A 23,546-nucleotide genomic window follows, 5' to 3' on the forward strand; every position below is an offset into this window, starting at 1 on the left:
GTGTGATTGGGTTAGTGTTTAAAATACTTTTTAGTCTCAGCAATGACGACTGGCGACAAGACTAAGAGGGCAATCAAGTTTGGTAAAGCCATCAAGGCATTGACGATATCTGCGATAATCCAGACCATATCCAACTCAATAAATCCTCCCAACAAGACCATGACTACAAAGACTACACGATAGAGCCAGATAAAACGAACACCGAAGAGGAACTCAAAACAGCGTTCTCCGTAGTAGTTCCATCCAAGAATCGTCGTAAAGGCAAAGAGTACAAGGAAGATGGTCAAGAGGGCAGGTCCAAAGTGTGAAAAAACTATTGAAAAGGCTGACTGAGTCAAGGCAACTCCATTCAAATCACCACTCCAAACCCCAGTTACCAAGATTGTTAAACCAGTCAATGTACAGATAATAAGGGTATCAATAAAGGTTCCTGTCATGGAAATCAAGCCTTGCTCGACAGGCTCATTTGTCTTAGCTGCAGCCGCCGCAATGGGAGCAGAACCAAGACCAGATTCGTTAGAGAAGACTCCTCGCGCCACACCATTTTGGATAGCCATCCGAATGCTGGCACCTGCAAAACCACCTACCGCAGCAGCTGGACTAAAGGCTGAAGTAAAGATGAGGGCAAGCGTGGCTGGGATTTTCTCGATATTAAAGAGAATAACTGTAAGAGTTCCCAAAATATAGACAATAGCCATAAATGGAACAACTGCTGTCGAAACTTTTGATATGGATTTGAGGCCACCAAAGACTGCAATCCCTACAAAAATGGATAAAATCAGAGTCGTGATAACTGGATTAACTTGGGCTGTATTTTGAATGGATTCTGTAATCGAATTGACTTGGGTAAAGGTACCAATCCCTAGAAGCGCCACCAATACACCAGCTAGGGCAAAGAAGATAGCAAGTGGACGCCACTTTTCTCCCATTCCCAAAAGGATGTAGTGCATGGGGCCTCCAGCTACAGCTCCATTTGCATCCTTGCTACGGTATTTGATTGCCAGCAAGCCTTCAGCGTACTTGGTTGCCATCCCAAAGAAAGCCGCCATCCACATCCAAAAGAGGGCCCCTGGTCCCCCAACCTTAATGGCTGTCGCGACCCCGATGATATTTCCCGTACCAACGGTGGCTGCTAGAGCCGTACAGAGAGCAGCAAAGCTCGACACATCGCCATGCCCCTTGTCCTTGGTAAAGATCAACTGAAAGGCCTTGGGGAGACGAGCCACCTGTAAAAGGCCTAGTCGGATGGTCAAATAGATACCCGTTCCGACCAATAAGATCAAGAGGGGAGGCCCCCAAACAAAAGCATCAAGCGCTTTAAGCAACTCTAACATATCCTACTCCTATCTTTCAACCCCAAAAGAAAGAGCACATGCAAGATACATGTACTCTGGAATGCTTAGATAAATGCCAAAAAGTGGTCTATCCTAGCTCTGTCCTTTTACCTGAGAGTTTGAGCAGTTGCCTGCCTTGCCCCTTCGGTGCCTTTACGGTCTCTCCAGAGTTCCGTCCATTTACAGTCATGGAAAACAAACCTTTCTCCACTTCTATTAAACTTCATTCGGTGTTGGTATTTAATTTTTTATTATTCTACAAGAAAAGTTAGCCTTTGTCAATATTTTCTATGAAAATTTTTGACTTTTCATTTCTTTTTTCAGAAAGAGCGAATCCTTCTTCTCTCTATCCTTTAAAGGTCACAATGGTAGCGCCACTGCCTCCAGCATTTTGTGGAGCATAGCCGAAACTCTTGACATGCTTGTTTCTTTGTAGGTATTTAGTGACGCCCTCACGAATGACACCTGTTCCGATACCATGGATGATGTCGACTTGCGCCATGTTATTGAGCAGGGCTTGGTCAATAAAGGCGTCCAGCTCATTCATGGCCTCTTCGTACCGTTTGCCTCGGAGATCCAGTCTCGCTTGCGGACCACGACCAGAAGCACATTTGACGACATTGACTTGTTTTTTCTTGACTGAGGCTTCTTGCTGAGCCTGAACAAGGTCAAATTCTCTCTCTTCCAAGGTCATCTTGATCAAACCGACTTGGGCTTCCCAACGGCCGTCCTTAAGCTGATTCGTCAAGGTTCCACGTTGTCCATAACTGAGGACCACAATATTATCCCCCACCTTCGGAGCTCGTTTTTTCTTGGCTTTTTGAAGGACCTTGTTTTTAGATAAGTCGACTTTTTCAGGAGCTAGTTTTTTCAGTTTAGCCTTGGCTTCAATGATTTCGTGGGGTTTGAGTTGAGACTTGCTGTGAAGATTCTTGAGAATCTGGTCACTCTCACTTAGAGCGAGTTCCACAATTTCAGCAGCTTGTTCACGCGCCTTGTTGAGCTCAGTTTCCTTTTCACGATTGAGTTCGTTATAGAGTTTTTTGAGTGCTCGGTTCATCTTGAGGTTTTCTTGCTCCACCTCACGGATATTGTCCAAGCGTTTGCGACTTTCAAGCGTTTGCTCTTCCAATTGTTCAATGATACGGTTGACATCATTATCTTGGTTGACCTGCTGACTGGCATCCCCGACAATGACATCTGACAAGCCCAGACGTTTGGCAATTTCAAAGGCATTGCTTCGGCCAGGAACTCCCTGCATAAAGCGATAGGTCGGACGCAGACTTGCTGTATCAAACTCCATGCTAGCATTTTGCACAAAGGCTGTCTCAATACCGTAGGCCTTGAGCTCTGGATAGTGGGTCGTCGCCATGGTCTTGACCTGACGTAGACGAAGATCCTCCAAAATGGCCATGGCAAGGGCTGCTCCTTCCTGCGGATCGGTACCAGCCCCGAGCTCATCTAGCAATAAGAGCGAGTGCTGATTGACTTTGCCAAGAATATCTACGATATTGGTCATGTGGCTGGAGAAGGTAGACAAGCTTTGCTCGATAGATTGCTCATCCCCAATATCTGCGAAGATTTCCTCGAAGATACCGACACGGCTTCCCTTGTCAGCTAAAATGGGCAATCCAGATTGGGCCATGAGTTGAGTCAAACCCAAGGTTTTGAGCATGATGGTCTTCCCACCTGTATTGGGACCTGTAATGACAATGGCCGTTAATTCCTTACCGAAGTGTACATCGTTTGCCACTGCATTTTTGACTAAAGGATGGCAGACATGAAGGAGTTGAATCTCTTGGCTCTCTGAAAGTTGAGGAACGACTGCTTGTCTTTCTTGAATAAAGCGCACCTTGGCACGAATCAAGTCTAAATGGCCGATAATCCAAGCGTCATTAGCAATCTCAGCAGCATGAGGACGGACCCGTTCCGAGAGCTCCTGAAGGATACGAATCATCTCATAGCGCTCATCAGCTCGCAGGCTCGCGATTTCTTCGCTCAGTTTCACGACCTCACGCGGCTCGATGTAGACCGTGTTTCCACTGGCAGAGATGTCATGGACAACACCTGCAATCTTATTGCGATAGGTGTTTTTGACAGGTAAGACTTGACGGCCATTTCTGCTAGCGATTATGCTTTCCGTCAACATCTGCGCTTTTTGCTTGAGCAAGTCTTGCAAGACATCTCGAACTTGACTCTCGCTATCATGGATTTTCCGACGTATGCGTGCTAGCTCTTCACTGGCGAAATTTTCAATAAATCCTGCATCATTTAGGGCTTGAAGACTCCCTTGCAAGTGTGGAAAATCATGTAGTTTTTCAAACCATCTCGCCAACTGCTCCAAACGTACATTTTCAAGATTGGCATAAAAACCTTGTAACTCTCTGCTAGCAAGCAAGATCCGTTTGAGGAGCAGGAACTCCTCAATATTGAGATCCGCCCCCATCTCCAGACGCTTGCAAACAGCTGATATCTCACGCGTCGCTAGGATGGAAAAGTGAGGTTGCTCCACAAATAGAGCTTGCATTTCCTCCATCTCTGTAAAGGCTTGCTTGATCTTATCCGTCTTGGCAGTTGGAGCCAAGCTTTTTAGCTCCGCTAGGCCTTGCTCTGTTAAGAGATGCGGTTCAAACAAGGCTTTGATTTTATTAAATTCTAAGGTTTCTAGTATTTTTGTATTCATATTTTTTCCTTGTATGCTTGTTTACAAGATCGTAGCGCCTAGAGATTTTTGGACTTTACCTAACCCTAGTCGTCCAATCTGTAAACAAAGGGCTAGGAAAAATCCCGCCCTTTTTATCCGATTAAATTTGTCACCCAGAGTTGTTTGATAAAGTTTGTCGTAAAAGGGACACTTTGGATGATGTGTTTGGCTACTGTACTTTTTTCGAGTGAATTTTGAATGACTGCCAGAGGCACTGTTGCAAGGATGGTCAGAGCCATTTGCAAGACAAATAAGGTTACCAATAGAGATAAAAGGCCTGATCCGATACGCAACCATTTGACATTGAGCTTTTTAGTTGGAATCAAGTGTAGGAACAAACCGATAAAACGTCCGATACTGTAACAAATTCCGAAAACTAGAAGGTAGGCGAGACCCGCATAAAAGACCTTGTCTAGCTGAAACAGTTGGTCTGAAGGGAAGAAAAAGGTGCCCTGTCCTTCCTGAGGATTGGCATAAGGGACAAGCAAGTGGAAGTGTTCTCCCAGTGATTTATAAAACTGTCCCGCAACAAAGGCTGAAATCACTGCCACGAGGAAATAATAAACTTGCAGGACCAAGCCTCTACGGTAGCCGATGTAAAAACCCCAAGCCAGAACCAATAAGAGTAGGATTGAAATCATAGGGAATCCTCAATCTTGCTCTGTTCTTGTTTAACAGCAATCAACTTGTGGCGGAGTTCTAACAACTCTTGCTCCTTGTCATCAAATTCAATCTCACGGTTGAGTTGTGTAGACAGACAATTGACCGCCAAAAGAAGCGCAATGGTTTCATCATCCGCCCCAGGCATTTGTTCTTTAATTTCTTGGTATTTTTCAGTCGCAACCTTGGCAATTTCCTCCATAAAGAGGTTGTCATGCTCGGTTGTCAAGGTTAATGTCTTTTTTCCGAATGTAAACTTATATCGATTTAGATTTGCCATAAAATTCACCTCACGATATTATACCAAATTTCGCTAACTTTGTCAGTTTTTACCAATTCTCCTGCTTTTGTGGTACAATAGAGACTATGGCAAGTATCACACTCACACCCAGTGAACAGGAAATTCAGAACTTTTTAAGTCAGCATCAGAAGGCTCTCAGTCCTAGTAAAAATCCCTATATTCGCTATTTTTTGCGACTGCCTCAGGCAACGGTTTCCATCTATACTTCTGGAAAAGTTCTCCTGCAGGGCGAAATGGCGGAGCAATACGCTAGTTTCTTTGGTTATCAAGTTCAACAAGAAAACAGTGGACAAGATTTTCCTATGATTGGGACAGATGAGGTGGGAAATGGTTCCTACTTTGGTGGACTAGCTGTCGTGGCTTCCTTCGTGACACCTGACCAGCATGACTTCTTGAGAAAACTCGGCGTGGGGGATTCTAAAACCCTGACAGATCAAAAGATTCGTCAAATCGCCCCTATCCTCAAGGAAAAGATCCAGCATCAAGCGCTGCTTCTCTCACCGAGCAAGTATAATGAAGTTATCGAAGAGCGTTACAATGCTGTTTCTGTAAAGGTTGCCCTTCACAATCAGGCCATCTTTCTCCTGCTTCAAAAAGGGGTCCAACCAGAGAAAATCGTAATTGATGCTTTTACGAGCCCTAAAAACTATGATAAGTACTTGGCACAAGAAGCCAACCATTTTCCAAACAAGATCACTTTGGAAGAAAAAGCTGAGGGCAAATACCTGGCTGTTGCAGTTAGCTCTATCATCGCGCGGGATTTCTTCCTCGAAAACTTGGAAAATCTTGGACGAGAACTAGGCTATCAACTGCCAAGTGGCGCTGGAACTGCATCTGATAAGGTTGCTAGCAAAATCCTGCAAGCCTATGGTATGAAGGGACTTTATTTCTGCGCCAAACTGCATTTTAAAAACACTGAAAAAGCCAAAGCACTTCTAGAAAGGTGAGTTATGAATTCGTTTAAAACATTTCTAAAAGAATGGGGAGTTTTCTTCCTGATTATCGCGCTGGTCGGCCTTAGCCGTATCTTTCTTTGGAGCAATGTCCGTGTGGAAGGACACTCTATGGACCCTACCCTAGCCGACGGAGAAGTTCTCTTCGTCGTCAAACACCTCCCAATTGACCGCTTCGACATCGTGGTTGCCCATGAGGAGGATGGAAATAAAGACATTGTCAAAAGGGTTATCGGTATGCCTGGAGATACCATCCGCTACGAAAATGACAAACTCTTTATCAATGGCGAAGAAACGGATGAACCCTACCTAGCTGAATACCTCAACTTGTTCAAAACAGAAAAGTTGCAAAATACCTATACTGGAAAAGGATTTGAAGGCAATAAGGGAGTTTACTTTAGAGAACTTGCTCAAAAAGCACAGGCCTTTACGGTCGATGTCAATTCCAACACTAGCTTCAGCTTTACTGTCCCTCAAGGCGAGTACCTTCTCCTTGGTGACGATCGTCTAGTCTCTAGCGACAGCCGCCATGTTGGTACCTTCAAGGCCAGCGATATCAAAGGCGAAGCAAAATTCCGTTTCTGGCCACTTAACCGTATCGGAACTTTTTAAGATAAGGAAGAGGCCGAGAACGCTAAGTCTCAGTCTCTTTTTCTATTGCGAGAAGAAGGCCTTTTCGTCATCTAGCTTTTCAAAGTGGCTAAGAGACCAATTCTCTCGAACTCATGTAAAGGAAACCTATGGAAGTTTATTTTTCAGGCACCATTGAACGGATTATTTTTGAAAATCCCAGTAATTTTTATCGCATCCTCCTCCTAGATATCGAAGATACCGATGCGGAGGACTTTGACGATTTTGAAATCATCGTTACAGGAACCATGGCGGACGTGATTGAAGGGGAAGACTACACTTTTTGGGGGCAAATCGTTCAGCACTCCAAGTATGGGGAACAGCTTCAGATCAGCCGTTATGAGCGGGCAAAACCCACTAGTAAGGGTCTAGTCAAGTACTTTTCTAGCAGCCATTTCAAGGGAATTGGACTCAAAATTGCTCAGAAAATCGTTGATAGCTACGGTGACAATACTATAGACGAAATTCTGGAGCATCCTGAAAAGCTAGAAAGCATTGCTGGACTCTCTGCCAAAAACCGTGAGGCTTTTGTCTCCACCCTCCGTCTCAACTATGGGACAGAAATGGTCTTGGCAAAACTGGCCAACTACGGCATTCCCAATAAACTAGCCTTTCAGATTCAAGACTTTTACAAAGAAGAAACTCTGGATATTGTCGAAAATTATCCCTACCAGTTGGTTGAGGATATCAAGGGCTTGGGCTTTACCATTGCTGACCAATTAGCTGCCGAACTAGGTATCGAAAGCCAAGCTCCTGAACGCTTCCGTGCTGGCCTTGTCCACAGTCTCTTTCAAGGCTGTATGGATACGGGTGATACCTATATGGAAGCCCGAGATTTGCTGGAACAAACCCTAACTCTCCTCGAGTCTTCCCGTCCCGTGGAACTCGACCCCAGCCAAGTAGCTCAGGAATTAGCTCATTTGATCGAAGAAGATAAAATCCAACAGGTAGATACCAAAATCTTTGATAACAGCCTCTTTTTCGCCGAAGAAGGCATCCGCAATAACTTGGTTCGTATCCTCGAAAAAGGAAAGCAAAAGAGTCAGGATTTAGAAACCATTCAAAAGCATATCGCTAGTGTTGAGGAAGAACTGGGTATCCAATACGATAGTATCCAAAAGCAAGCTATCTGTGACGCCATCCAGAACAAGGTCTTTATCCTGACAGGTGGACCTGGTACAGGTAAAACCACTGTTATCAATGGGATTATCGCTGTCTATGCCCTGCTTGAAGGACTCAATCTCAAGAAAAAGAGCAACTTACCTATTCTTCTCGCTGCCCCAACTGGTCGAGCCGCTCGGCGCATGAATGAATTGACAGGTTTGCCTAGCGCGACTATACATCGCCATTTGGGGATGACAGGAGACGATGATACCAGCCATCTAGAAGATTATCTAGATGCCGACTTTATCATTGTAGATGAGTTTTCCATGGTGGATACTTGGCTAGCCAACCAACTCTTCTCCAACATTTCTTCTAACAGTAAAATCCTCATCGTGGGCGATAGCGACCAGCTACCTTCTGTTAGTCCTGGACAAGTCCTGGCTGATTTGCTCCAGATACCCCTGATTCCGCAGACTCGCTTGGAACGGATTTATCGTCAGAGCGAAGAATCAACTATCGTCACCTTGGCTAGTCAGATTCGACAAGGAATCCTGCCATCCGACTTTACCCAGAAAAAGGCAGACCGTTCCTACTTTGAAATCGCTAGTGGCCATATCCCAGCTACCATTGAGAAAATCCTCGGTGCTGCCCTCAGAAGTGGCATTCCGGCTCGCGATATTCAGGTGCTGGCGCCTATGTATCGAGGAACTGCTGGTATTGACGCCATCAACCAACTCATGCAAGACCTGCTCAATCCTCACCAAAAAGGACAAGTGAGTTTTGAAGCCACTCAGTGTCACTATCGAACAGGGGACAAGGTCATTCACCTAGTCAACGATGCCGAAGTCAATGTCTTTAATGGAGACCTAGGCTACATCACAGATCTGATTCCTGGAAAATACACCGAGTCCAAACAAGATGAGATTGTCATTGATTTTGATGGCAATGAGGTCATCTACCCACGTAACGAATGGTACAAGATTCGACTAGCCTATGCCATGAGTATCCATAAGTCTCAAGGAAGTGAGTTTCCTGTTGTCATCCTGCCCATCACCAGTGCTAGCAAGCGCATGCTGGAGCGGAATCTCATCTACACAGCTATCACACGGGCCAAGAGCAAGCTCATCCTTCTTGGCGAGTTACAGGCCTTTGACTATGCAGTCAAGCATATCGGGACTGCTCGCAAGACCTATCTGATTGATCGCTTCAAGGATCTGGTTGAAGCAGCTGACCAAACCAGCCCAGCTCCTAGTGAAACAACAAATCAAGAGGATTCTCCTCTATCCTACATCCTCACCGAGGAAAACTGGTCTAGCATCCCAGCAATGATCGGGATTACAGATGCAGACCTCAAAGAGATTTTTGGAAAATAGATCATAAGAAAGCCCACCTAATCAGGTGGGCTTTTTCTCTTTCAAGATTATTTTACTGTTGCTGTATTTGTGATCAGTTCAACAGCTTTTTTGATTGCGATATCGTGTTTCAACATGTCAGCTGAAAGCAAGTTTTGAACTTGTGCCACTTCCATGTTGTAGTCTGCTGCCAATTGCTCAATTTCTTTTTGGATTTCTTCTTCTGAAGCGTCAAATCCTTCAGCTTTCGCAACTGCTTCGATCACAAGGTTAGTCTTCGTACGTGATTCAGCTTCTCCCTCGTATTGTTTGTGAAGGTCTTCTTGAGTAGTTCCTGTGATTTGGAAGTACATGTCAGGATTGATCCCTTGACGTTGCAAGTTTCCAAGGAATTCATTTACTGAACGGTGAACTTCTTCGTGGATCATTTCTTCTGGAAGTTCTACGATTTCAGCGTTTTCTACAGCTTTATCGATTGCTGCACCTTCAACGGCATCTTTGTATGCTTCTTCTTTCGCAGCAGTCAATTCTTTGCGGTATTTTTCTTTCAATTCGTCAAGAGTTTCTACTTCTTCGTCGATATCTTTTGCAAGTTCATCGTCAAGAGCTGGAACTTCTTTAGCTTTTACTTCGTGAATAGTTGTTACGAATTTAGCTTCTTTACCTGCAAGGTCTTCTGCTTGGTAGTCTTCTGGGAATGTTACAAGAACATCAACAGTTTCGCCAGCTGAGTGTCCAACCAATTGGTCTTCGAAACCAGGGATGAATTGACCTGATCCAAGTCCAAGTGAGAAGTTTTCACCTTTTCCGCCTTCAAACTCAACACCGTCGATAGAACCAACAAAGTCAATGACAACAGTGTCACCATTTTCAGCAGCAGCTTCCTTGATAACCAATTCAGCCAAGTTGTTGCGTTCGCGTTCGATACGTTCTTCAACATCAGCGTCTGTGACTTCTTTTTCTACATCTACTGACACTTCAAGGTTTTTGTAGTCACCCAATTTTACTTCAGGTTTTGTCACGACTTCAGCTGTGATAACCCAGTCTTGACCTTTTTCCATTGAAGTTACGTCAATTTTTGGTTGTGCAACCACTTCAAGACCTGCTTCTTTTACTGCAGCTTCATAAGCGTTTGGCAAAAGAGCGTTCATTGCATCTTGATAAAGAGCTTCTTCACCAAATTTTTGGTCGAAGATAGGGCGTGGAAGGTGACCTTTACGGAAACCAGGAACGTTAAGAGTTTTCTTTACTGAGTTAAATACACGGTCCAATTCTGGTTTGATTTGGTCTTGAGAGATAGTGAAAGTCAAGACACCACGGTTTGTTTCTTTGTTTTCAAATGATACAGACATTCTGTCATTTCTCCTTAAAATTTTTAATACAGTCCATTATACCATATAATAGCGACTTTTTTCAAGTAATGAATGCGCTTTTCAATAGTGCTAGAGGTACTTGCTCGCTTCCTTGATACTAAGTTCAGCCATTCTCTTCTTATTTTTTTCAATAAAATGTGCTACCCATTCGGGATTGGTTTTAGAGTAGTCTCTTAGAGCCCAGACGATGGCTTTGTTGATAAAAAATTCTGTCTGGTCCAGATTGTTGAGCAGGATCTTTTCCATCAGTTGGACATTTGTTTTCTCTTTTCTTAACAACTGGTGATCAATAGCGACTCGTCTCAGCCAGATATTGTCTGATAGGCTCCATTTTAAAATCACTTCTTCAAGTTCCGGATGGTTAGCCACCAAACTTCCTACTACCCGATCTAAGATATCTACCGTGTCCCACCAAGACTTGGTCACGACCAGACGCTCAAGCTTAGGCAAATCATTCTCTGTTAGATAAGACTGCATAGTTTTCAAATAGTTGGCAGCCACATACTGGTATTCTCTAGGCTCCTTTTCCCAGCAAGTGTCTACAAAATCCCAATCGATAACTCTTGTTTTTTTCGCGCTTGAAAAGTACTTTTTATAGAGGGCATTTCTTGCAGAACCTGCAATGCCTAGAAAGGGAAATTGATGACGCATATAGGCTTCCATAGGTCCCGCTTTTTCAGGATCTTTTGCCGCTTCTAGCTCCACAAGTAAATCTGCAAGACTCATCTAAAAGTCCTCCTGCCCAACCAAGTGGTGCTGAAAGGCATAGACCGCCGCCTGGGTGCGATCGCTGACCTCAAGCTTGGCAAGGATGTTGGACACATGGGTCTTGACCGTCTTGAGAGAGATGAAGAGTTCATCTGCAATTCGTTGATTTTCGTAGCCCTTGGCGATGAGTTGAAGTACGTCTCGCTCACGCGCAGTCAAGTCCTCATGAAGCTCGATATGATTGCGGTGGTATTCGACCTTCTTACTGACCTCTTGTTCAATGGCCAGCTCGCCAGCTGCCACCTTACGGACAGCATGGAGCAATTCATCTGCACTTGAAGTCTTAAGCATATAGCCTTTGGCACCAGCATTCAAGACTGGCATAATTTTTTCATTGTCCAAGTAAGAAGTTACAATCAAAATCTTGGCTTCAGGCCATTCTTTGAGGATGGCCAAGGTTGCATCAATCCCATTCATCTCAGGCATGACGATATCCATGACAATAACATCTGGACGCAATCCCAAGGCCAAGTCAATACCTTGAGACCCATTGGCCGCCTCGCCCACAACTTCTACATCGTCTTGGAGGTCAAAGTAGCTTTTCAAGCCCAATCGGACCATTTCATGGTCATCTACCAGTAAAATTTTCATCTCTACTCCTTTATAATTCCTTATCTAGCAAGGGAATACGGATATCAACCGCCAGTCCTTGCTTTGGAGCTGTCAAAAGTTGAATGTTTCCTGCCATATCTTCGACCCGCTCCTTGATATTTCGCAGTCCATAACTCAAGTCATCTAAACTCCCTAACTGGAAACCAATCCCATTGTCCACTACCTTTAGCTGCAATTCAACATCCGTCTGATAGAGATAGACATCTAGACAAGAGGCCTGAGCATGGCGGAGGGTATTGCTGATCAACTCCTGAAGAATACGGAAGATATGTTCTTCAATCTTCTTGGGCAATTTAGACACATTTTGCTTGAGGCTTACCTTGAGATCACTCTTGTCCTCTAGCTCTTTTAAGAGGATTTGAATCCCCTCAACCAAACTCTTCTCTTCCAACTCAACAGGTCGCAAATGTAGGAGCAAGACCCGCAAATCTTTCTGGGCTGTTTCTAGGATGGATGCGACACTTTGCAACTGGGTTTGCATCTTTTCTCTATCCAATTTCAAAGCCTGCTGACTGACACCTGATAAAATCATATGGGCTGCAAACAACTCCTGACTAACCGTATCATGTAAGTCACGCGCTATCCGCTTCCGTTCTTTCTCGATAATCACTTCTTCCTTGACTAGGCTTTGGTTTTCAGCCTTTTGAACAGCTTCTGTCAAAAGATTGAGCTTGCCAGACAAGGATTGGAAACTGGCATCCAAGTCTGGATCTGCAAAAGAAACTACTTCTTTTCCTGCTAATAAGCGCTTGAGATTGACCTGCATTTTTCTGCGAGAGACTTCTTCTATCACGCGCCAAAAGAGGACAAAAAAGAAGGACATGGAAAGGCTAAAGACAAAGATCAAGAAGATTAACTTTTCTGTTTTCTCGATATCCTGTAGCAAATAGGACCAATCCAGTTCAAAAATATCAAGTAGACTATTGGTCAAAAAGAGGATAAAAAGGAGAGAAGTCAGCCCGATTAATAGATAGGATTGCTTTTTCATCCTCTAACCACCTCCACATCTCCAATCATACTGGTTAGGAAAATTTTGACGCTCTTGTTACTCTTGAGGTAGTCTCTGGTTTCCTGATGATAGTGTTCATTACGAAGGGATCTCTTAGGTTGATGAAGGAAGGTAAGATCTCCATAAAGACAGTTGACACTGAGGCTGATTTCCACATCTACAGGTACGATAATCCTAGTCGTTCCGACCATTTTTCTAAGGATAATGACATTGTCATGATTGGTTAGGATAACTCTTTCTAGATGAATGGTGTCCTTGCCCATGAGGCGAAAGAGGTTGATATCATCAAATTGGCAGGTCTGGTGACTAGAGAAATGATGGAGATTGCCAAACCAAGGATTGCGTTCATTTTTAATCGTCACCACCTCTTCAAAGACCAAGTCCGTCTCCTCTCTTTCTTGATTCATCATCGGATAAAGAAGAAAGAGACTATAGATAACTGCCACAAAGATAGCTAAAATCACAAAGGGATTGAGCATGACGATGAAAAAGAAAAGAATGGTTGCAACAAGGAGAAAAGCATTGTTGCCTTCTTTCCCTGTATAATAGCGGAGCAAGAGCAAAAAGAGGAATAGAATCAGTAGAAAACGTGAAAAATGCTCTGATACCATCAAAATCAGAGCTCCCGTCAACAGACAGGCTTCAATAAATAAAAAGATTTGAAATTTTTTCATAGACGCATCCTCTCCCTTCTATTTTATCACAATTCAAAAAAGTCACCTCGGTCTGAGGATGGAAAAAAGCGGTTGGACAGAAATAGCTCGTACAAGCTAGATTTCATCAACTCTCTAAGGTTGACAAAGAGATAAGAAAAGGGCGGGATTCTTGTCCCGACCTCTCTACATCTGATCTTTAGCTTCTTTTAGTTTTCCATATAGAATGTAGTCTACTTTTTGCAGATCCACTATGGTGACACAATTAAGGGCACACATAATCAAGCGCAGATCTTCTTTCCATCCTTGGACAATCGTAATCACTTCTTCAACTGAGTGATTTTCTACTAGCTCTAACATGGTTCGTGACAATCCCACAGCCTTGGCTCCAAAGACTAGGCACTTAATCATATCAAGCGGGTTCCGAACGCCTCCACTGACCAAAAGCTCGACCTTATCTTTCCAGTCTTGGGCATTGAGAAGGGCTTGCATGGTGGATTGTCCCCATTGATTGAGGTAGTCACGCTGACCACTACGACGGTTTTCGATATAGGCAAAGCTGGTGCCACCACGACCTGACAGGTCAAAGGTTCGTACACCCAGTTCATAGGCTCTCTCGATGGTCTTCACATCCATCCCAAAGCCCACTTCCTTGAGAATAATAGGAACAGGGATTTGCTTGCTATAGTCTGCCAGATGCGATTCCCAGCTTCTAAACTTCCTTTCTCCCTCGGGCATGAGCAATTCCTGCATGACATTGACATGCACCTGCAGGAGAACAGGATCCATTGCTTGCACAGTCTGAAGTCCTAGGTCAACAGGCTTGTCCAATCCAATATTGGTTCCAAGGAGGAGATTTGGATGGCTAGATTTGACAGAAAAAGAGCCATCTGTTGGATCTTTTAGGGCTGCGCTATAAGAACCCGTCACAAACAAAATCCCACAAGCTTCTGCCACCTGAGCTAGCTTTTGATTGATTTCTTTACCTTTTTCGCTCCCACCTGTCATGGCATTGATATAAAAAGGAAAGTCCCACTTTCGACCAGCAAACTCTGTCGACAGATCAATTTCATCTAAATCATAAAGAGGTAAGGAAGAATGAATCAACTCCACCTCATCAAAGCTATTATAGGAACTTTTCTGCTCAAGGGCATAGCGGATATGCTCGTCCTTACGATTTGTCGTCATGTCCTATCCTTTCTTGGTATAAGAGCTCAATCCCCAGATCGGCCCAACGATTTTTTAAGATTTCAGTTGATGGCTCATCAAAACTCAAGGCAATGCCACAGTCACCACCACCAGCGCCGCTACTCTTGGCAACAGCCTGCAAATCTTGACTGGCTTCTTTCAACTGTCTAAGCGAAGGCGTGTAAATATCTGCGCTCAAGCCTTCTAAAAGCTGGCTGGCTGTTTCCATCTGATTAATTATTTCTTCTGCTCTCCCCTGCTCCAAGGCTTCTACCAAAGCAGTCACCGTTGCTCTTGAGGAACTTAAAAAATTCTGATTGATGTTTTGCTTGATTTGCTGAACCATTTGACTCGATACAGCCACTTCCTTGGTCCATCCCACTAGGAAATCACATTCTAGACCTGGTTTTATCTGTGAGATAGAAAAGCCCCAATCACGCTCCAAAACTGTCGCCAAGTTTTCTTCTTCCAACCACGTAGCTATCTTCTTTCGATCAAACGACTGGTAGAGAACCAAATTCTCTGCCACAATACAGGCAAGGTCTCCCATAGAACCATTGTCGCCTCGCTTGAGCAAGACCGCGCTAGCCAGCTTGAACAAGAGTTCCGGATCAACCGTAATATCATATAGGGCCAGTAGGGCCTTGATCACCAAGACAACGACGCTACCACTAGAACCCAGACCAAACTTTTTGCCTTCCCGTTCCATTTTTCCACTGATTTCTAGAGAAAAAGGCCTTAAATCCTGACCTCGATAGGTCAAAAAATCTTCCACTAAAGCAATCGTTTCTTGAATCAAGCTGTAGGCAGGATTTGGCGTAAAGTCCACTGCGAAATCAAACATATCTGAATAGATACGGTAGCTATCAGAAAAGGCAATTTCTCCCCTCATATAGATAGGTATCGCCTTTATCAAGGCCAGCTGTCCTGGTTCTAAAATGGCGTACTCACCAGCCCAATAGAGTTTTCCGCAAGTTTTAACAGCAATCATCTTGGCTCAAATCCTTTGTTTTTGACACAATCAAGCGATAACGTTGACCAAATATTTCAGATAAATGCTCCAAGTCTTCCTCTTGACAGAGGACTTTAACATTGGGACCAGCATCCATGGTAAAGTAGCAGACTTCTCCTTGCTCACGAAGCTGGCGGACAAAGTCCATGGCTTCATAGCTTGCATCGGTCAGATAAGAAAAGGCTGGTGATGCTGTTTTGGTCGTAGCGTGCATAGCAAGGGCATTTTTCTCCGTTAATTCACCAACCTTGGCAAAGTCATTTTCCTTGAGATAGACCAGCATATCCTGATAATCCTTCTCAGATTGACGCACCCAGTCGTCAAAAGTCGTCGAGGTTTCCACACAAAGTTTCATCCCATCACGGCTAGAAATTGGTTTTTTCTTATCCTCTAGCACCAACATGATCATAGCTAGTTTCAAGTCTGTCTCTACAGGGTAAATCTCCCCACTATCCTTATCCCAAGCACCTAGTGGTCCATAAAAACTACGAGAGGAAGAACCTGAAGCGAACTTAGCCTCCTGCGCCAACTGACTCCGATTCAAACCAAGCTTGAAATAAGCATTACAAGCCTTGACCAAGGCGGACAAACCACTAGAACTAGAGGACAAGCCCGCCGCAGTCGGCATATTGTTTTGGGTATCAATACGGACAAAGCCCCCACCATCTGGACGGTAGCGGTCAATAATCTTACTCATCTTAGTATGTTCAGCATCATTTTGTAACTGACCATTGATATAAAATGCATCAGCCGTCGCATCCTTCGGTAGAGGCGACAAGGTCGTCTCTGTGTACATGTTTTCCAACGTCAGAGAGATGCTGCTAGTAGCAGGAACCATCTCTTTTTCTTTTTTCTTTCCCCAGTATTTGATAATGGCAATATTTGCGTAGGAACGTACTGTTACAGGCTCTCGATCCATGTCTGAACAGCTCCTTTCTCTTCTAATCGTTTTGTTAGTTCTTGAGCGTGTGTCAAATTGGTTGCCAAGGCTATGATACAGCCTCCTAGCCCACCACCACTCATCTTGGCACCTAGAGCACCATGGCTAAGAGCCGTTTCAACGAGGGAGTCTGCCTCAGGGCTGCTGACACCAATTTCTTTTAAATGTAAATGCGCTTGACTGAGGATTTGTCCCAGTCCTTCAGCATCTTTTCGTCTAATCGCATCTTCTGCCTGCTGGGTCAATTCTCCCAAGGCATGCAAAAACGGCAGAGCATCCTTACCCTTGCTTTGAACCACTTGGATGGCCTCACGAGTGTGACCATACACGCCCGTGTCAGCAATGACCAAATAGGCAGATAGATCCATCTCAAGCTCTGTAAATCCAACGTTTTTAATAAAGCGAATAGGTCGATCACTGAGACAGGTCTTGGCATCCAAACCACTCGGATTCATATGGGCAATCATCTCCGCCCGATTGACCAAGATTTCTAATATATCATGAGGCAGGTCGGCTTGATAGTAGTCAAAAACAGCTCGAATGGCTGCTATGCTGATAGCTGCTGACGAACCCATTCCCCGTTTTTCAGGGATAGCCGAGTCAATCACACAGCGAATGCAGGCCTCTTTAATCTCTAAATATTCTAACGAAGCATAAACTGCCATGGACAAAGTATCCTCCTCATAAAGACGCCACGGACTCGCTGCAGGAACTACCTTACATGTCACCTCTACCTCTAAGAGAGGCAGGGAAATGGCAGGATAGCCGTATACAACAGCGTGCTCTCCTATTAAAATAATCTTACTATGTGCCTGACCGACACCAACTTTTTTTATCATGTTTTCCTTTAACCAGACGGAAAGACCGTCTTGCTTTTCATACAGTAGTATTTCCTCCTATCTATTTTATTATATTTTCACAAAAAAAGCGATTGTTTCCTTCACAATCGCCCCTTTCATTATTGGATCCATTCGCCATTATAATTGACGTAATAGCCTTCTACAGTCGTATTCACTGCTAAAGCACCTGAACTATAAGCATAGTACCATTTCCCTCCGACCTGGAACCAGCCTGTCTTCATGTCACCATTACTTGCGTTTAGATAATACCACGTCGAACCTTCCTGATACCAACCAGTTGCCATAGCTCCTGATGAACGGAGATAGTACCACTTGTTACCGACATAAGCCCAACCTGTCTTCATATCACCATTTTGAGCATCTAAATAGTACCAAGATGAGCCTTCCTGATACCAACCAGTCGCCATAGCTCCTGATGAACGGAGGTAGTACCACTTATTGCCAAGTTGCTGCCAACCAGTTTGCATAATACCAGTTTCTGGATCTAGATAGTACCAAGTTGAGTTAGCATTGGTCCAGCCACGTGCTAGCTCCCCAACAGTCAATCTGTTGATTCGAGCATCAAAGCCACCATCCTCCTGTAAATAATACCAATGCCCTTCGTCAGAAACCCAACCAGTTTTTAAAGTGTGATAGCTACGCTGATCTTCAAAATAATAGACTCGTTTCTCTGCTGGGCTATCATATTGTTCCCCATGATGTTTGTTGGTATTTGTAGCAGTTTTTGCTTCTAAAACTTGCTTGCCAACAAATTCTTGTAGTACCCCATCTTGACCAAAGTAATACCATTTTGGCATTGGCATATATTCTAATCTTAAACCATTTGGGTAAGGACCAATTGTACTACCTTTAGATGGAAACGGGATATATTGCCAGCCGACAACCATCTCTCCTGATACATGATCGAAATAATAGGTCTTTCCATCTATCACTCGCCAGGCCGTTTCTTTGATCTCACCCTTCTTGTAGTAGGTTCTACCATTTTCTTGGACAAATTGCCAGCCTTCCGAATCAGCATCATCCGCCAATACGGTGCTTGTCGCTAGCAAACTAAAGAAAAAGACTGCTAGTCCAGCTTGCATCATTATTTTAAATTTTTTCATTCGATCTTTCCTCCATAACTGATTGTAGCAAAGACCCGACTGTATGTCAATATATGGAAATCCCTCAAAAAAAGCAGTTACACAACTGCAACTGCTTTTCTATTCTTGCATGGTGTACCCAACACCACGCACGGTTTTAATGTAGCTTTTTTGACCTTTTACATCAAGCTTGCTACGTAGATAACGGATATAAACATCCACGATATTGGTCTCTGTCGCACTTTCGTACTTCCAAACACTTTCCAACAACTGCTCACGAGTCAAGACCTTCTTGCTTCCCATGAGAGTGGCCAAAAGGTCATACTCACGGCGCGTCAGAGCAATCATCTCCTCGCCACGATAAACGGTATGATGTTCTACATCCATACGTAGGTTACGGTATGACGTTGGGACCTTCATCTGACTACAGTGTTGGTCAATGAAGTCCCGACCTCGGAAAATCGCTGAAATACGAGCCACCAGCTGATCAATAATCACTGGCTTATAGATGTAAGAAACGGCGAAGCGCTGGATTGTCTCAATCTGGTCTTGCAATTCTTCGCGACGGTCCAAGACCATGATCACTGAGGCTGGTTTTGTCCGACTAAGCCTCTCTGCAAAATCCTGGGCCGTCATATCCCCCAGATGAGCATTCAGTAAAATCAAGTCATAGTCCGTCTGGAGAGCCATGGAGAGGGCTTTTTGCCCTTCATCTACCAGATCAACACGGTATTGCTCTTTTTGGAGTTCCAGACTGAGAAAATGAGCTAAATTTCGTTCTTTCTCAAGTAATAAAATCCGTTTCCCCATGGCAGACCTACTTATTTTTCGTCATACCAAGAGTAGTGGAATGTTCCTTCTTTGTCTTTACGTTGGTAAGTGTGAGCACCGAAGTAGTCACGTTGTGCTTGGATCAAGTTAGCTGGAAGGTCAGCTGAACGGTAGCTATCAAAGTAAGTAATGGCTGCTGAGAAAGTTGGTACTGGTACACCAGCTTGAACAGCAAGTGCTACGATATCACGTACAGATTGTTGGTATTTCGCTGTTACATCCAAGAAGTACTCATCCAAAAGAAGGTTGGCAAGGTCTGCATCACGGTTGTAAGCATCAGTGATCTTTTGCAAGAAACGAGAACGGATGATACAGCCAGCACGCCAGATAGATGCGATGTCCGCAAATGGCAAGTTCCAGTTGTTTTCTTTAGAAGCTACACGCAATTGGGCAAAACCTTGTGCGTATGAAATGATTTTTGAGAAGTAAAGGGCTTGACGAATCTTTTCAATCAACTCAGCCTTGTCTCCTTCAAACTTGAAGGCGGCTGGTTTTGGAAGGACCTTGCTAGCATGTACACGCTCTTCTTTGTAAGTAGAGATGTAGCGGGCAAATACTGACTCCGTGATGAGTGACAATGGTACACCAAGGTCAAGTGATGATTGGCTAGTCCATTTACCAGTTCCTTTGTTACCTGCAGCGTCAAGGATGTAGTCTACGATTGGTCCTTCTTGACCTTCATCGTCTTTACGGCTTAGGATATCAGCTGTGATTTCAATCAAGTAGCTGTCCAATTCACCCTTGTTCCACTCAGTAAAGATTTCAGCCATATCTTCTGCAGAAAGGCCTAGCAAGTGTTGCATAAGGTCATAGCTTTCTGCGATCAATTGCATGTCACCATACTCGATACCGTTGTGAACCATTTTCACATAGTGACCAGCTCCATCAGGACCGATGTAAGTCACACATGGTTTGCCATCTTCTGGTGCTTTAGCTGAGATTTCTTCGAGAACATCAGCAACCAATTCGTAGGCTTCTTTTTGTCCACCAGGCATGATAGAAGGACCTTCAAGGGCACCTTTTTCACCACCAGAAACCCCAGTACCGATAAAGTTGATACCTGAGTTTGCCAATTCTTCATTACGACGGATGGTATCTTTGTAGAAAGTATTTCCTCCATCAATCAAGATATCACCCTTGTCAAGGTGTGGAAGAAGGGCTTGGATCGTAGCATCTGTACCAGGTCCAGCTTGAACCATCAGCATGATGCGACGAGGCTTCTCGATTGAGTTTACAAAACTTTCCACGTCATAGCTTGGTACAAATTTCTTTTCTGGATGGCAAGCAATCACGTCTTCTGTTTTTTCTTTACTACGGTTGTAAATGGCAACTGTGTAGCCACGAGATTCGATATTTAGGGCAAGGTTACGACCCATTACGGCCATACCAACAACACCAAAGTTAGCTTTTGTCATAAGACACTCCTCTTGTTTAATATGTTTTATTTTATCATTTTTACCTAGGAAAGGAAAGGATTTTGTAACGGACTCCTAGTAGTCCAAGTCATCCGCGTGACCAGCTCCATTACCGACAAAGTACCCCGTCTTACAGTTGAGAGTAAAGAGATAGGTTCCATCTGGTTTGTAAAGGTTGTAATAACCATTTCCGTTTACGATATTGACCCGTTCTAGGATATATTGATTGCCAGTGATATAACCGCGAGCACGTGATGTTGCTAGGATTTGTTCCAAAACACCATCTGCAAAAGTCCAAGCAGGGTTGTTGCTATCGTCTACAGCTGTTTGGTTGTATGGCACACGACTAGCACTTCTTTGAAGGTTGACACCATCGCTAGACAAACCACCATTCGTATCTCTAGCTGGTGCTGTGGTACTTGTTGAAGGTGTAGTGCTGCTCGCATTGCTTTCTGTAGCTGAACTTGAACTTGCTTGACTAGAGCTTGAGTTTGAACTAGAAGCACTGGTTTGTTGGCTCTTACCAAGGCTAATGGCCTTATCCAAGAGCTTGTCTAATTCTGTGTTACCTGTTTTGATTTCTGTAAACTTAGCGTCTGCCTTGGCCTTTGCATTAGTATCCAAGATACCATCAGTAATAGCTGGACTTTCAAAGAGGGCATTGACATCTTGGATGGCCTTGATTTGAGTTGCTAAACTATCGTATTTTGACTTAGCTAATGTATGATCACGACTGCCTTCTAACTTATCTAGCAAGGTTTTCAGTTGACTCAACTTATCGAACTGGCTATTTTTTAAAGCAGTCTTATTGGCATCTGTATAGAAGGAATCATAGAGCGTATTAAACTCTTGCAAGTCAGTTTGCGATTCCTGATTTCCTGAAAATGCTTGAGAAGACTGGATTTCTTGGCTCGAACGAGATACCTGACGGTAAACATAATACGTCCCAGCAAGAACAAGAATTGCAGCTACCACAGAAACGATGGTAATCACACGTCTCTTTTTAGAGCCTGTTTCAGGTTCCGTCTGTACTGATCGTGATAGGGAAGTATAGGTTTCTTCTTGTTTCTCATTTTCCTCATTCATTTCCTTGGATGCTGTTTCTGTTAAAACGAGAGGCTCTATTTCAGTACTTTCCTCATCTTGAAGCGGGGAAACAAACTGAGTAGTTTCTTCATTGTCTATCTCTTCAATAGATTTCTCAATAACTACATCTGACTCTTCTACCTCTCCAGAAGTCTCACTAGATTCTCGCACTTCTTGAATCATATCTTCTAGACTTTGAGTAGAAGCCAGTTCTTCTTTTTTAAACTGACGAGTTTCAAACTTGTCGGCTTCGATTTCTTCACGGTGCTGTTTGATGTATTTGTCCAAGATATTGTCCTCAGGCAATACTCCAGCTTCCACCTCTTCGTTCTTACGAATTACTTGACCAACAGTCAAATCTTTTGCTTCATCAAAGCCGAATTTGGGTTCTTGATGTCCTTTTTTATGACGATCATGTCTTTTCTTGCTCATGAGTTTACCTTTCTATTTACCTCTTGGCGTTTCACACGCTGACCAAAGTATTGATACAAATCCACTTTTAAGGTCCCGTTATAAAGTTTTCGTTTTTTATCTGCTGGACTTCCGTACTTACTTTCAAAAGCTTCGTCACTGGTCAGGATAAACTTACTCCAGGTTTTCAGTGGCGCAAAGACCTGTCCCATCTCAGCATAAAGTTTCGTAACTCCTGCATCATCGGACAAGCGCTCCCCATATGGTGGATTGGAAATGATGACTCCATTTACCTTGTCTGAGCGCAAATCTTGTACCCGCATTTGCTTAAAGGTGATATCTCCTGCAATACCTGCTGCTTGGGCATTGGCTTTGGCAATTTCTACCATACGAGCATCAATATCACAGCCCATGATATCCAGTTCTATCTCACGATTAATTTTCTTAGCAGCATCAGTACGGACCTCTTGGATTAACCGATCGCTAACCCAGTTCCATTCCTCAAAAGCAAAGGAACGGCGAAGACCCGGCGCCATCTTTCTGGCAATCATAGCCGCCTCAATACAGAAAGTTCCTGAACCACAAGTCGGATCAATCAAGGGCTTGTCTGGATACCAGTTAGATAGTTGTAAAATGGCCGCTGCCATATTTTCCTTGATAGGAGCTCCACCTTTTTCCGTACGATAACCACGCTTAAAGAGGCTAGAACCTGTCGTATCAATCATGACAGTTGCCACATCCTTAAGGATGGACACCTCAATCTTAAACTCAGGACCAGTTTCCATCAAAGGAACTCCTTCTGGGCGGGTATAGTGTTTTTGTAATTTCTTCACAACAGCTTTCTTAGAAATAGCCTGAACACTGGGCTCGTTATGAAGTTTTGACTTGACACATTTGGCCTTTGAAATCGGGAAACGTGCTCCTAGCGGGAGATAGTTTTCCCAATCTAGAGCAAAAACACCTTGAAAAAGCTCTTCAAAAGTCTTAGCTGGAAAACTTCCGACCACAATCTTGACGCGATCCGCTGCACGAAGCCAAAGATTGGTCTCAATGATTGCCTTCACATCTCCTTGGAAGCGGACACGCCCATTTTCAACCTGACAATCATAACCAAGTTCTCGCACCTCACGTCCAACGACTGCCTCGAGGCCCGCCGCAGCAGTTGCGATTAAATTAAATTGTTCTTTCATTTCTAGTCTTGCAAGACCTTTCTCTTGTTCACTTTAAAAAATGAGGTTGAGAAAGATTTCTCAGCCCCAACCTATATG

The 23,546-nt window shown here is 43.9% G+C and carries 21 protein-coding genes and 1 riboswitch; of the genes, 3 read left to right on the plus strand and 18 right to left on the minus strand.

The features are described from left to right. Nucleotides 1-11: 11 nt before the first annotated feature. The 4 genes from ACXYSL_RS03075 to zapA form a co-directional block, all read right to left on the minus strand. Entirely contained in the window at nt 12-1,334 is a 1,323-nt protein-coding gene (locus tag ACXYSL_RS03075) for an alanine/glycine:cation symporter family protein (protein WP_458623933.1), read from the minus strand. Between the two features lie 89 nt (nt 1,335-1,423). Further along, nucleotides 1,424-1,512: riboswitch (glycine riboswitch) on the minus strand. Nucleotides 1,513-1,680: 168 nt separating this feature from the next. Next, nucleotides 1,681-4,017 carry an endonuclease MutS2 gene (locus ACXYSL_RS03080; protein WP_458623934.1) on the minus strand — a complete coding sequence of 779 codons (2,337 nt, stop codon included), beginning with the start codon at nt 4,015-4,017 and terminating at the stop codon, nt 1,681-1,683. Between the two features lie 113 nt (nt 4,018-4,130). Beyond that, nucleotides 4,131-4,679, minus strand: a complete 549-nt coding sequence (locus ACXYSL_RS03085; RefSeq protein ID WP_458623935.1) for a CvpA family protein — start codon at nt 4,677-4,679, stop codon at nt 4,131-4,133. Continuing rightward, nucleotides 4,676-4,978, minus strand: a complete 303-nt coding sequence (gene zapA / locus ACXYSL_RS03090; protein ID WP_458623936.1) for a cell division protein ZapA — start codon at nt 4,976-4,978, stop codon at nt 4,676-4,678. The genes ACXYSL_RS03085 and zapA overlap by 4 nt, the downstream gene beginning before the upstream one ends. Before the next feature lie 86 nt (nt 4,979-5,064). Between zapA and rnhC the strand changes: the two genes are divergently transcribed. From rnhC to recD2, 3 genes are all read left to right on the plus strand, one after another. Then, nucleotides 5,065-5,946, plus strand: coding sequence for a ribonuclease HIII (gene rnhC, locus ACXYSL_RS03095; protein ID WP_458623937.1), 882 nt, complete (start codon nt 5,065-5,067; stop codon nt 5,944-5,946). Nucleotides 5,947-5,949: 3 nt separating this feature from the next. Beyond that, the gene (gene lepB, locus ACXYSL_RS03100) at nt 5,950-6,564 is read left to right on the plus strand and encodes a signal peptidase I (RefSeq protein ID WP_001083990.1); all 615 of its coding nucleotides are present in this window, start codon (nt 5,950-5,952) and stop codon (nt 6,562-6,564) included. Between the two features lie 128 nt (nt 6,565-6,692). Then, a complete protein-coding gene (gene recD2, locus ACXYSL_RS03105) occupies nt 6,693-9,059 on the plus strand; it encodes an SF1B family DNA helicase RecD2 (RefSeq protein WP_458623938.1) in 2,367 nt (788 codons plus the stop codon). A 47-nt stretch (nt 9,060-9,106) separates the two neighbouring features. Here recD2 and tig read toward each other — a convergent pair whose 3' ends face one another. The 14 genes from tig to ACXYSL_RS03175 all read right to left on the minus strand — a co-directional run bounded on the left by tig (nt 9,107) and on the right by ACXYSL_RS03175 (nt 23,468). Next, complete coding sequence (tig, locus tag ACXYSL_RS03110) at nt 9,107-10,390, minus strand: trigger factor (RefSeq protein WP_458623939.1); 1,284 nt, start codon at nt 10,388-10,390, stop codon at nt 9,107-9,109. 90 nt (nt 10,391-10,480) lie between these two features. Next, entirely contained in the window at nt 10,481-11,137 is a 657-nt protein-coding gene (locus tag ACXYSL_RS03115) for a DNA alkylation repair protein (protein ID WP_458623940.1), read from the minus strand. Beyond that, on the minus strand, nt 11,138-11,770 hold the full coding sequence (locus tag ACXYSL_RS03120) for a response regulator (RefSeq protein WP_458623941.1): 633 nt from the start codon (nt 11,768-11,770) through the stop codon (nt 11,138-11,140). Between the two features lie 10 nt (nt 11,771-11,780). Further along, nucleotides 11,781-12,779, minus strand: a complete 999-nt coding sequence (locus tag ACXYSL_RS03125) for an envelope stress sensor histidine kinase LiaS (protein WP_458623942.1) — start codon at nt 12,777-12,779, stop codon at nt 11,781-11,783. Beyond that, on the minus strand, nt 12,776-13,474 hold the full coding sequence (gene liaF, locus ACXYSL_RS03130) for a cell wall-active antibiotics response protein LiaF (protein WP_009729816.1): 699 nt from the start codon (nt 13,472-13,474) through the stop codon (nt 12,776-12,778). Before liaF ends, ACXYSL_RS03125 begins: the two co-directional genes overlap by 4 nt. A 165-nt stretch (nt 13,475-13,639) precedes the next feature. Then, nucleotides 13,640-14,641, minus strand: coding sequence for a type 2 isopentenyl-diphosphate Delta-isomerase (gene fni, locus ACXYSL_RS03135; protein ID WP_458623943.1), 1,002 nt, complete (start codon nt 14,639-14,641; stop codon nt 13,640-13,642). Further along, a complete protein-coding gene (locus tag ACXYSL_RS03140; RefSeq protein ID WP_458623944.1) occupies nt 14,625-15,632 on the minus strand; it encodes a phosphomevalonate kinase in 1,008 nt (335 codons plus the stop codon). The genes fni and ACXYSL_RS03140 overlap by 17 nt, the downstream gene beginning before the upstream one ends. Then, the gene (gene mvaD, locus ACXYSL_RS03145) at nt 15,619-16,572 is read right to left on the minus strand and encodes a diphosphomevalonate decarboxylase (RefSeq protein WP_458623945.1); all 954 of its coding nucleotides are present in this window, start codon (nt 16,570-16,572) and stop codon (nt 15,619-15,621) included. The genes ACXYSL_RS03140 and mvaD overlap by 14 nt, the downstream gene beginning before the upstream one ends. After that, entirely contained in the window at nt 16,554-17,432 is an 879-nt protein-coding gene (gene mvk / locus ACXYSL_RS03150; protein WP_458623946.1) for a mevalonate kinase, read from the minus strand. The genes mvaD and mvk overlap by 19 nt, the downstream gene beginning before the upstream one ends. Nucleotides 17,433-17,551: 119 nt before the next feature. Continuing rightward, on the minus strand, nt 17,552-18,556 hold the full coding sequence (gene cbpF / locus ACXYSL_RS03155) for a choline-binding protein CbpF (RefSeq protein WP_458623947.1): 1,005 nt from the start codon (nt 18,554-18,556) through the stop codon (nt 17,552-17,554). A gap of 99 nt (nt 18,557-18,655) precedes the next feature. Next, nucleotides 18,656-19,345, minus strand: coding sequence for a response regulator transcription factor (locus ACXYSL_RS03160; protein ID WP_458623948.1), 690 nt, complete (start codon nt 19,343-19,345; stop codon nt 18,656-18,658). A gap of 11 nt (nt 19,346-19,356) precedes the next feature. After that, nucleotides 19,357-20,781: an NADP-dependent phosphogluconate dehydrogenase gene (gndA, locus tag ACXYSL_RS03165; RefSeq protein WP_000158758.1), complete on the minus strand. Its 1,425-nt coding sequence runs from the start codon at nt 20,779-20,781 to the stop codon at nt 19,357-19,359. A gap of 75 nt (nt 20,782-20,856) precedes the next feature. Continuing rightward, nucleotides 20,857-22,299 (minus strand): cell division site-positioning protein MapZ, encoded by a 1,443-nt coding sequence (gene mapZ, locus ACXYSL_RS03170; RefSeq protein ID WP_458623949.1) that lies wholly within the window; start codon nt 22,297-22,299, stop codon nt 20,857-20,859. Beyond that, the gene (locus tag ACXYSL_RS03175; RefSeq protein WP_458623950.1) at nt 22,296-23,468 is read right to left on the minus strand and encodes a THUMP domain-containing class I SAM-dependent RNA methyltransferase; all 1,173 of its coding nucleotides are present in this window, start codon (nt 23,466-23,468) and stop codon (nt 22,296-22,298) included. Before ACXYSL_RS03175 ends, mapZ begins: the two co-directional genes overlap by 4 nt. Nucleotides 23,469-23,546 lie beyond the last annotated feature (78 nt).

Source organism: Streptococcus sp. V913, assembly GCF_054353455.1.